Source organism: Streptomyces sp. NPDC029138 (assembly GCF_055564375.1).
In genome coordinates, this window is record NZ_JBVHWM010000010.1 from 151,595 (window position 1) to 161,318 (window position 9,724).

Below are 9,724 nucleotides of genomic sequence, written 5' to 3' on the forward strand. Positions count from 1 at the left end.
CGCAGCGAGGTACGGGGAGGGGCCCACTTGAGGGAGAACAGACCGAAGAGCCGCCTGCTGGCACTCGGTTCCGCTGGAGCACTCGTCACCGCCACCCTGATCGCCGGCGCGGTCTCGGCACCCACGGCCGGTGCCGTCGGCCGGCCCGCGCAGGACCGGGAGGCCAAGGGCGCCGAGATCGCCGCCGCCCGGGCCGCCAAGGCGGGCGTCACATGGCAGGACTGCCCGGCCGACTGGGGGCTCGAGAAGCCCATCCAGTGCGGCTGGGTCAGCGTGCCGCTCGACTACGCCCACCCCTACGGCAAGCAGATCAAGCTCGCCGTGGACCGCATCGGCAACACCGGCACCAAGAAGGAGCGGCAGGGCGCGCTCGTCTACAACCCGGGCGGCCCCGGCGGCTCCGGTCTGCGCTTCCCGCGCCGGGTCACGACGAAAGCCCCGGTCTGGGCGAACGTCGCCAAGGCCTACGACTTCGTCGGCTTCGATCCGCGCGGCGTCGGCCACTCCGCACCCATCTCCTGCGTCGACCCGCAGGAGTTCGTCAAGGCACCCAAGCTGGACCCGGTGCCGGACAGCGAGGCCGACAAGACCGCGCAGCGCAAGCTGGCCCGTGAGTACGCGGAGGGCTGCGCCGAACGCAGCGGCGCCATGCTGCCGCACATGACCACGCCGAACACCGCCCGCGACCTCGACGTCATCCGCGCCGCGCTGGGCGAGAAGAAGCTCAACTACCTCGGCGTCTCCTACGGCACCTACCTGGGCGCCGTCTACGGCACCCTCTTCCCGGGCCACGTCCGCCGCATGGTTGTGGACAGCGTGGTCAACCCCTCCCGCGAGAAGATCTGGTACGAGGCCAACCTCGACCAGGACGTCGCCTTCGAGGGCCGCTGGAAGGACTGGCAGGACTGGGTCGCCGCGAACGACGCCGCCTTCCACCTCGGCACCACCCGCGCCGCCGTCCAGGACAAGTGGCTCCAGCTGCGCGCGACCGCCAAGAAGAACCCGATCGGCGGGGTCGTCGGCCCGGCCGAGCTGATCTCCTTCTTCCAGAGCGCGCCGTACTACGACTCCTCGTGGGTGCCGGTCGCCACGGTCTTCAGCAAGTACGTCGCCGGTGACACCCAGGCGCTGGTCGACGCGGCCGCCCCCGACATGTCGGACACGGCGGGCAACATCTCCTCGGAGAACGGCAACGCCGTCTACACGGCCGTCGAGTGCGCCGACGCCAAGTGGCCCACCAGCTGGCAGAAGTGGAACCGGGACAACACCCGGCTCCACACCGACCACCCGTTCATGACCTGGGCCAACGCCTGGATGAACCTGCCGTGTGCCACGTGGCCGAGCAAGCAGTACAACCCGGTCGAGGTCAAGACCCACAAGGGACTGCCGAAGGTCCTGATCGTCCAGTCCACGCGTGACGCCGCCACGCCGTACGAGGGCGCCGTCGAACTGCACAAGCGCTTCAAGGGCTCCCGCCTGATCACCGAGAGGAACGCGGGCTCCCACGGCGTGACCAGCCTGGTCAACCCCTGCATCAACCAGCGCGTCGACGCCTACCTGCTCGACGGCACGCTGGACGGCAAGGACGTGACCTGCGCCCCGCACGCCACGCCCAAGCCGTAACCCCATCACGGTGACGAGGGGCGGCCGGACGTCTCCGGCCGCCCCTCCTGTCGTGCCGCGCGCCAGGCGTCCTCCGCCGCGTAGTCGAACAGGTCCGGGTAGGCCTGGGCGAGCAGCGGAAAGACCTCCCGCCAGTCCCGGCCGCGCAGGGCCCCGGTCAGCCACTCGACCGTCTCCGGCAGGCTCTCGGCGTACGACACCACCGGCCGGTAGCCCAACTCCCGCTCGGCGGCGGACATGTCGAACACCACTGGTCGCGGCACCGACCACGGCGTCCGGCCCACCGAGCCGGCCGGCGGCCCGTCGAGGCAGGCGGTCCGGGTCTCCACCCCCATGACGGCGTCGATCGCGGCACCGATCGAGGCGGCCGTCGGCGCCTGACCGTCGCAGGCGTTGAGCACCCGGGAGCCCGGCCGGGCCGCCGCCAGCCGCACCAGCTCGGCGATGTTACGGGCACTCGCCGGATGGAACCGGCTCTCGCCCCGGTACGCCAGCACCCGGTCGTGTCGCCCGTCCAGGTTCCGCTTCACGAAGTACAGCTCGCGCGGCAGCGGGCTGTACGGCCCGTGCACCGCGCCCGCCCGCAGCACCGTGACCGGCAAGTCGGCGCCGGGATCTAGGAGTTCCCGCTCCAACGCCGCCTTGCGGGTGCTGTAGGTGGCCTCTCCCGGAGCGACCGTCGGCTGTGTCTCGGGGACCGGCACCGGATAGTCCGGGAAGCCGTCCGGCTCGCCCAGCGTGTCGAAGCCCCGCCCGGCGCCGTCCTCGTACACCGACACACTGGAGATCACCACCGCCGAGCCGATCCGGTCCGCGAGCCCCGTCACCTGCCGCGCGTGCCCGGCGTCGTAGGCGACCACGTCGACCAGCAGGTCGCAGCCGTCGCCCACCACCGCGGCCAGGGCCGAGTCGTCGGCGCGGTCCAGCCGGACCGTCCGCACCCCCTCGCCCCACGCCTTGTCCCGGCCGCCGCCGCGCGAGGCGGCCGTCACCGCCCAGCCGTCCCGCGCCAGCGCCTCCACCACCGGACGCCCGATCTGCCCGCTCGCCCCGACCACCACAGCTGTCTTCATACGGCCAGCCTAGGCATCCGGCCCCGGCCGGCCGCCTTCGTTCTGCCGACGGCAGATCAACTGAGCGGCGCCCGCGGGAACCTGCGCCTCGCGTTCTGCTCCGCCGCCTGCCGTTCCTTGACGACGGCCGCGTACTCGTCGACGTACTCCTGCCCGGACAGCGTGAGGATGGCGTGGATGATCTCGTCGGTGACCGCCCGCAGCACGGCCTTCTCGTGCTCCATGCCCGCATAGCGGGAGAAGTCCAGGGGCGCGCCGAAGCGGATGGCCACGGGGCGGATCCTGGGGACGACCTTCCCGGGCGGCTGGGCCTCGAACGTGCCGATCATCGCGCACGGCACCACCGGGACCCCCGCCTTGAGGGCCATCACGGCGACCCCGACCTTGCCCTTGTACAGCCTGCCGTCGTGCGAACGCGTGCCCTCCGGATAGATGCCGAGCAGCTCTCCCTTGCGCAGCACCCCGAGCCCCTCACGGATCGCGGCCTGCCCCGCGTCCTTGCCGGAGCGGTCCACCGGGATCTGCCCGGCGCTGCGGAAGAAGAACGCGGTGAGCCTGCCCTTCACCCCGGGGCCGGTGAAGTACTCCGCCTTGGCGAGGAAGGTGATGCGGCGTTTCAGTATCGCCGGCATCAGGAAGTGGTCGGAGAACGACAGATGGTTCCCGGCGATGATCGCCGGCCCCGACGCGGGCACGTGCTCCAGGCCTTCGATCCGGGGCCGGAAGACCACTCTGAGCAGTGGACCCAGGACCACGTACTTGAGCAGGTAGTAGAACACGGCTCGCTCCTCGCTCTGCCAGCTCCGCCTGGAACCGGCGTTTCCCCAGGTCACCGCGGGGATTCACGCACACGGGCTATGTGCACCTGTCGTCATCTGTAACCATGTTCGGGCGGCCTTATGCTGACCCTTTGCCGAGACAGCTGATGGCCAGGCAGGATCACTGACTGGCCCGTTCTTCCCAGGGCTCGGCGGGGGAGCCGGCTAACGCGCCACGCGGTGGCGGAGGTAGACGACTCTCGAGTTGAAGGTGCGGGTCTCGACGAGTTCGAGATCCACCCGGCGCTCGCGTCGGGGAAAGAACGGGATGCCGCCGCCGACCAGCACGGGGTAGACCATGGCCCGGTACTCGTCGATCAGACCCAATGCCGCCGCCTCGGCGGCGAGGGTCGCGCCGCCGATCGCGATGTCGCCATCCCCCGGCTCGGCTCGCAACCGCTCGATCTCCTCCGCCAGACCGCCGGAGGCCAGGCGGGCCTGGCCCCGCACCGCCGACAGCGTGGTGGAGAACACAACTTTGGGCAGCGGCTTCCAGAGGGCGGTCCACTCGAGCATGGAGTCGTCGAGCGATGGATCCTGGTCGGCGGTCTCCCAGTACAGCATCGTCTCGTACAGCCGTCGTCCCAACAGGTGGATGTTGACCTGCCGAATCTCGTCGATCCAGAAGCGAAAGACGTCGTCGCCGGGCGCCGTCCAGTCGAAGTCGCCGTCCGGCCCGACGATGTAGCCGTCAAGTGAGACGCTCATCGAATAGGTCACGCTGCGCATCAGAAGTCCTCCTCGGTGACGGGTTCGACAGTACGACCGCCGGACGCCGCAGGACTCATCGCGGCTCGCGGGATGCCCTGAGCCGAGTCACCTCACGAGAGGCATCAGCCACCACGGATGAGGGCGGGGACCGTTCAGTGGTTGAACGTCAGGCGCGGTGCCGCGTTGTGGGCCAGTGTGTGGGCCTGGTCGGGCCACCAGGTACCGGCGGGCGGGTCGACGATGCCGTACTCGGGGTCGATCGTGCCGCCGGTGTTGCGTGTGCAGCTGCCGTCGGACTCGCCTGGGATCTTGATCCACAGGTAGGCGTCGACGAGCGGGACCCCGGTGTCGGCGGTGGGACGCGGGCCGAGACCACGGCCGGGCGCGTTGCACCAGGCCTCCGGGTCCCCGCTGTACTTGCCCGGCTCCGGACTCCAGGCGCCCAGACCGTTGCGGCTGGTGTCGATCACGAAGTGACGCAGCTCGTCGGCCGGCGGGGCGCCCACGTTCTGGTCGAACCAGGCGTCGGTCCACCGCCAGGTGGTGGGGTCGGCGGAGGAGACGCTGTTGCCGGGGGCGCCGTCGTTAGGGGCGGCGGACGAGTAGTACTGACTGGCGCACCAATCGGCGTGGCCGCGTGCCTGCTCGGGTCCCTCGGTGGCGAACCACATGCACTTCGCTATCCAGGTGCCGTACTGGGCGTTGTGGTCGGTGGGATGGGTGTTGGACACGTTCAGGGCGAAGCCGTCGCCGTACCGGACCCCGGCGTCCAGCAGCCGCTGCGCCATGTCGCCGACGGATCGCCACTGGACGTTGCCCGCGTCCAGGTACACAGCGGTGCTCGGCTTGGCCTTCAGCGTCTTGACGGCGTAGGTGAGGTCGGCGATGCGGGCGGCCGTGAGTTCGCCTGTCGGGTCGGTGGTGGGCCCGCAGTCCTTGGGCAGCATGGCCAGGCCGTCGGGCTCGACGATGACCACCGCCCTGCTGTCGCCGATGCCGGCGGCGAAGGCGTCGATCCACTGCCGGTAGGCGGCGGAGGATGCGGCTCCGCCGCTGGAGTACTGCGTGCAGTCCCGGCCCGGGACGTTGTAAGCGACCAGGACGGGGGCCCGGTGCACGGCCCGGGCCCGGCGGACGAGATGGCTCACCTTGGCGCGCGCCTCGTCGGGCGTGCCCTCGGTGAACCACTCGGCCTGCGGCCAGCTCGCCAGTCTGGCCATGTTCGCGGCGTTATCGATGTCGCCGTTCCGGAAGTCGACGACAGCCTGCTTCGCGGCCTTGCTGTGCGGGTCCACGTAGAACTTCGTGGCCGGGGTGATCGCGTTCTGTGCGGGTGCGGCGTGCGCCTGCGTCGCGGTGATCGCGTTCTGTGCGGGCGTGGCCTGCGCCTGCGTCGCGGTGAGGGCGGCGCAGGCGGTGAGCGCCGTGATGACGGCAGCCGTGCGGCGCCTCGGTCTGCGTGTTTTCATCGCTGCTCCTGGTCGATGGAGGGAGGAGGGGGCGCCCGCCGCCTCGGGAGGCCACCGCCTCGGGAGGCCGCCGATCGCCTGTGGGAAGGCGGTCATCGGTGGCCTCGGCCCGCGTGCGGCGGACAGGGCCCGTGGCCCGGTCGCGAGGGGCGCGGACGTACCGGGCCACGGTCACCGGAGCCAGTGGCTCAATAGCCGTAGATCATCTTGTAGGCGACCTCGGGGAGGAACTGTCCGGCCGAGGAGCCGGCCCCGACGCCGCAGTTGCCGTCGGACTCGCCCGGGGCCTTGATCCACAAGAGCATCTCGGCGCCTCCGCCCAGCCGCGTGGGGGTGCCGATACGGCGACCGGAGGGGTTGCACCACTGCCCGTTCGAGCCGTTGCCGTTACGGCTGGTGTCCACGACGAACGGCTTGGTGTAGCCGTAGCGGGCGTTCAGTTCACTGTTGACGGCATTGCCGTAGGCGGTGTTCTCGGCCGTGGTGAAGTAATTGGAGATGTTGAGCGAGAAGCCGTGGGCCTGTCGGAGGCCGGCGTCGTGGAGGCGCTGGGCCATGGTCGCGGGGCTGGCCCAGCCCGGGTTGCCGGCGTCCAGGTAGACCCAGGTGTTGGGTGCCTGGCGGCTGAACTGGGTGAGGGCCCCGGTGAGCATGCCCTGGCGTTCGGTGATCTGAGCCTGCGTCATGCAGCCGTAGTCCCCGAGGGAGTCGGGTTCGAGGATGACGACGGCCGGGCGGTTGGCGATCCCACCGGCGAACTGGGCGATCCACGTCGCGTAGGCGGACGGCGAGGCGGCTCCACCGGCGGAGTGCCCGCCACAGTAGTCGCGGTTGTAGATGTTGTAGGCGACGAGGACGGGCAGTTTGTCCCTCGAGTCCGCCGCTCCCGCGTACGCGCCCGTGGCGGTGCCGATGGTGCCGCTCCAGGAACCGAACCAGCGGGCCATCGGCGTGTTGGCGATGGAGGCGCTGATCGCGGGTGCCCGGCCGTCGCCGGGGTTGGCGGCGACCCATCGCTGCGCGCTGGAGTCGGGGTCCACGTAGAACCCGCTGGTCATGGTGGTCGGGTCGGCGGCGTGCGCGGACGGTGCGGCGGCGAGCGCCAGCGGCAGAGCGAAGAGCGCTGCCGCGAGGGCGCGGAGTCTGCGGCGCATGACTGTACCTCGGTTTCCTGGCAGGGGGTGCGCCGCGCGCTCTCGTCCCGGGCGCGCGACGCGCTGAGGAAGTGCGGTGGTACGACACCTGGAAGGATCGGCAGTGAGCTGGGAGCGCTCCCACTGGAAGCGGTCCCAGCATTGCCGGGGAGCCTTGAGGTGTGGTCGGTATCGTGTGGTGCACTAGCGGGACTGTCAAGAGTCGGCGTATGGACCGCCCCGCATGCGACGGGTAATCTGCCCGCTCTGGCTGGAAGCGCTTCCAAACCGAGCGCTCCGGGTGAGATGCTTCCGGTCCGGCCAAGAGGGAAAGGCTCACACTTGATGGCAGGAGACGCGCCGCGTCGGCCGCCGACGCTCGACGAGGTGGCCGAACGCGCCGGCGTCTCCCGCTCCGTGGCCTCCCGCGCGCTCAACAACGCTCCGCACGTCAGCCCCGCCAAACGTGAGGCCGTCGAACGAGCCGTCCGGCAACTCGGTTACGTACCCAATCCGACCGCCCGCGCTCTGGCCACCCGTCAGACAGGCGCGGCCGCCCTGGTCGTCTCGGGAGAGGACCCGTCGATCTTCGCGGATCCGTTCTTCGCCCAGGTGATCGTGGGGGCGTCGGCCGCTCTGGAGGAGGCCGACCTGCATCTGATGCTGTGCCTGGCCGCTTCCGACCGAGGCCGCAAGCGGGTGGCGGAACTCCTTCGGTCCAAGGGTGCCGACGGCGTCATGCTGATGGCGCTGCGCGAGGACGATCCGCTGGCCCGTACGGCCGAGGAGGCGGAGATGCCCGTCGTGTTCGGCGGCCGCCCGGTCGGTCCGGCTCCCCGGTGGTACGTGGACGTCGACAACGTCGGCGGAGCGCGTGCGGCGACCGAGTACCTGGTCTCGCGCGGCCGGACTCGCGTGGCCGCGATCTGCGGGCGTCTGGACACCGAGGCCGGGCGCGCCCGGTACCGCGGCTACCGGGACGCCATGCTCGCCGCCGGCCTCGACCCGTTCCCGCCGCAGGAGGGGGACTTCACCGAGCCCAGCGGAGCCGCCGCCATGGCCGCACTGCTGGCGAACCACCCCGACGTGGACGGGGTGTTCGCCGCCAACGACAACATGGGAGCGGGAGCGCTGCGCACGCTGCGGGAGGCCGGCCGACTGGTCCCCGCCGACGTGGCCGTGGTCGGCTTCGACGATCTGGCCGTCGCCCAGATCGCCGATCCGCCACTCACGACCGTCCATCAGCCCATCACGGCTCTCGGACGGGAGATGGCGCGCATGCTCGTCGCGCTCATCAACGGACAGGACCCCACCCCGCTGATCCTCCCCACCCGCCTGGTCACCCGTTCCAGCGCCTGACGCCGTCCGGCGGCCCGGCTGGTCCGTCGGCCGACCGGGGCTGGCCATCCCGTACTCGTACGCGAGGACGACCACTGGGGATCTGTCGCTGGCTCCGAGTTTCGCCATGAGGCGGCTGACGTGCGTCTTCGCTTTCGCGGCGTTGGTCGAGGGCGGTGCGGGCGCACCTCGAGAACACGGCTCGCCCCCACTCCGCTTCGGCACGCCGGCCGCGCCCCGGTGTGCCCCCGCACGCCGGCCGCTCCCGGCACCCGTACGATGTCTGCGATGACCGGCACCCGAGCACACGCACCGCGACCGCCCCGGCGGCGGCACCGCGCGCTGTTCGTGCTCGCCCTGCTGGCCGGGCTGCTCGGCATGCACGCGCTGGCGCCCGGCGGGGGCATGGCACACGCCGGACACGCCCGGGCCGCGCACGGCGTGGTCGCCATCAGCGCGCCGGGCGACTGCCCGGACGCCGCCGGTCACTGCGGCGGCGGGCGGCTGCACCACGCCGACCCCAGCTGTGCCTCGGGCGCGCTGGACGGCGGCCCCCAGCTGTCCGTGCCGGCTCCCGACCCGGTGGCCGTCTTCGCGCCGGCCGCCTGCCCGCGCCCCGGTCCGGCCACCGCGCCCGACGGCGCCCGCGCCCCGCCCGATCTGGCGGAACTCCAACTCCTGCGGATCTAGAGGCCGCCCCGGCCGACCGCCCCTGCGCCGACGCAGGTGCCGCGGTCGTGCTCACGCGTGCCCGACATCCCTTCAGAACAGCAGGAGTTCCCCGCATGACCATCCGTACCCTGACGCGCCGTGCCGCCCTCGCCGCGGTCGCCGTGACCGGAGCCCTCGTCCTGGCCGCCTGCGGCGGCGACAACGACAGCGCCGGCAGCGGCCACACCGGCCACGGCTCCTCGGCAGGCGCGAGCGCGTCGGCCACTCCGAGCGCGTCGGCCACCGCGCACAACGCCCAGGACGTCTCCTTCGCGCAGGGCATGATCCCGCACCACCGGCAGGCCCTGGAGATGGCGAAGCTCGCCGACGGCCGGGCCGCCTCGGCGCAGGTGAAGGACCTCGCCTCGCGCATCGAGAAGGCGCAGGACCCGGAGATCCGCACCATGACCGGCTGGCTGGCGTCCTGGGGCGAGCAGGTCCCCATGGCCGGCATGGACCACTCCGGTCACTCCGGGATGTCCGGGATGTCCGGGATGATGAGCGACGCCGACATGACGGCCCTGAAGAAGGCCACCGGCAAGGACTTCGACACCAAGTTCCTGTCGATGATGGTCGACCACCATGAGGGCGCCGTCGAGATGGCCACCACCGAGCAGAAGAAGGGTCAGTACGGCCCCGCCAAGACCATGGCGGACGCCATCGTCACCGCGCAGAACGCCGAGATCAAGGAGATGAAGCAGCTCCTCGGCACGGACTGACGACACGGCGGGGGGGGGGGGGGGGGGGGGGGGGGGGCCCCCCCCCACCCCCCCCCCCCCACCCCCCCCCCCCCCCCCCCCCCCCCCCCCCCCCCCCCCCCCCCCCCCCCCCCCCCCCCCCCCCCCCCC

9 protein-coding genes are annotated in these 9,724 nt (G+C 71.7%); 4 read left to right on the plus strand and 5 right to left on the minus strand.

The genetic code is table 11. The annotated features are described in order from the left end of the window. The first annotated feature begins 27 nt into the window (after positions 1-27). On the plus strand, positions 28-1,623 hold the full coding sequence (locus ACZ4WH_RS12560) for an alpha/beta hydrolase (RefSeq protein WP_468179482.1): 1,596 nt from the start codon (positions 28-30) through the stop codon (positions 1,621-1,623). 5 nt (positions 1,624-1,628) lie between these two features. On the opposite strand, the gene ACZ4WH_RS12565 is transcribed toward ACZ4WH_RS12560, so the two are convergent. From ACZ4WH_RS12565 to ACZ4WH_RS12585, 5 genes are all read right to left on the minus strand, one after another. Next, positions 1,629-2,684, minus strand: coding sequence for an NAD-dependent epimerase/dehydratase family protein (locus ACZ4WH_RS12565; protein ID WP_468179510.1), 1,056 nt, complete (start codon positions 2,682-2,684; stop codon positions 1,629-1,631). A 68-nt stretch (positions 2,685-2,752) separates the two neighbouring features. Next, a complete protein-coding gene (locus ACZ4WH_RS12570; protein WP_468179485.1) occupies positions 2,753-3,475 on the minus strand; it encodes a lysophospholipid acyltransferase family protein in 723 nt (240 codons plus the stop codon). A 204-nt stretch (positions 3,476-3,679) separates the two neighbouring features. Beyond that, entirely contained in the window at positions 3,680-4,243 is a 564-nt protein-coding gene (locus tag ACZ4WH_RS12575; protein ID WP_468179488.1) for a dihydrofolate reductase family protein, read from the minus strand. 134 nt (positions 4,244-4,377) lie between these two features. Next, on the minus strand, positions 4,378-5,694 hold the full coding sequence (locus tag ACZ4WH_RS12580) for a glycoside hydrolase family 6 protein (RefSeq protein ID WP_468179490.1): 1,317 nt from the start codon (positions 5,692-5,694) through the stop codon (positions 4,378-4,380). A gap of 188 nt (positions 5,695-5,882) precedes the next feature. Then, positions 5,883-6,848, minus strand: a complete 966-nt coding sequence (locus ACZ4WH_RS12585) for a glycoside hydrolase family 6 protein (RefSeq protein ID WP_468179492.1) — start codon at positions 6,846-6,848, stop codon at positions 5,883-5,885. A 324-nt stretch (positions 6,849-7,172) separates the two neighbouring features. Between ACZ4WH_RS12585 and ACZ4WH_RS12590 the strand changes: the two genes are divergently transcribed. The 3 genes from ACZ4WH_RS12590 (at position 7,173) to ACZ4WH_RS12600 (ending at position 9,595) form a co-directional block, all read left to right on the plus strand. Beyond that, entirely contained in the window at positions 7,173-8,186 is a 1,014-nt protein-coding gene (locus tag ACZ4WH_RS12590) for a LacI family DNA-binding transcriptional regulator (protein ID WP_468179494.1), read from the plus strand. A gap of 267 nt (positions 8,187-8,453) precedes the next feature. Then, positions 8,454-8,855, plus strand: a complete 402-nt coding sequence (locus ACZ4WH_RS12595; protein ID WP_468179496.1) for a DUF6153 family protein — start codon at positions 8,454-8,456, stop codon at positions 8,853-8,855. Positions 8,856-8,950: 95 nt separating this feature from the next. Further along, positions 8,951-9,595 carry a DUF305 domain-containing protein gene (locus tag ACZ4WH_RS12600; RefSeq protein WP_468179498.1) on the plus strand — a complete coding sequence of 215 codons (645 nt, stop codon included), beginning with the start codon at positions 8,951-8,953 and terminating at the stop codon, positions 9,593-9,595. Positions 9,596-9,724 lie beyond the last annotated feature (129 nt).

Bases quoted from the DNA above. Each gene is read 5' to 3' on its own strand.
- ACZ4WH_RS12575 (WP_468179488.1), bottom strand. From the start codon at position 4,243: ATGCGCAGCGTGACCTATTCGATGAGCGTCTCACTTGACGGCTACATC.
- ACZ4WH_RS12580 (WP_468179490.1), bottom strand. From the start codon at position 5,694: ATGAAAACACGCAGACCGAGGCGCCGCACGGCTGCCGTCATCACGGCG.
- ACZ4WH_RS12585 (WP_468179492.1), bottom strand. From the start codon at position 6,848: ATGCGCCGCAGACTCCGCGCCCTCGCGGCAGCGCTCTTCGCTCTGCCG.
- ACZ4WH_RS12590 (WP_468179494.1), top strand. From the start codon at position 7,173: ATGGCAGGAGACGCGCCGCGTCGGCCGCCGACGCTCGACGAGGTGGCC.
- ACZ4WH_RS12595 (WP_468179496.1), top strand. From the start codon at position 8,454: ATGACCGGCACCCGAGCACACGCACCGCGACCGCCCCGGCGGCGGCAC.
- ACZ4WH_RS12600 (WP_468179498.1), top strand. From the start codon at position 8,951: ATGACCATCCGTACCCTGACGCGCCGTGCCGCCCTCGCCGCGGTCGCC.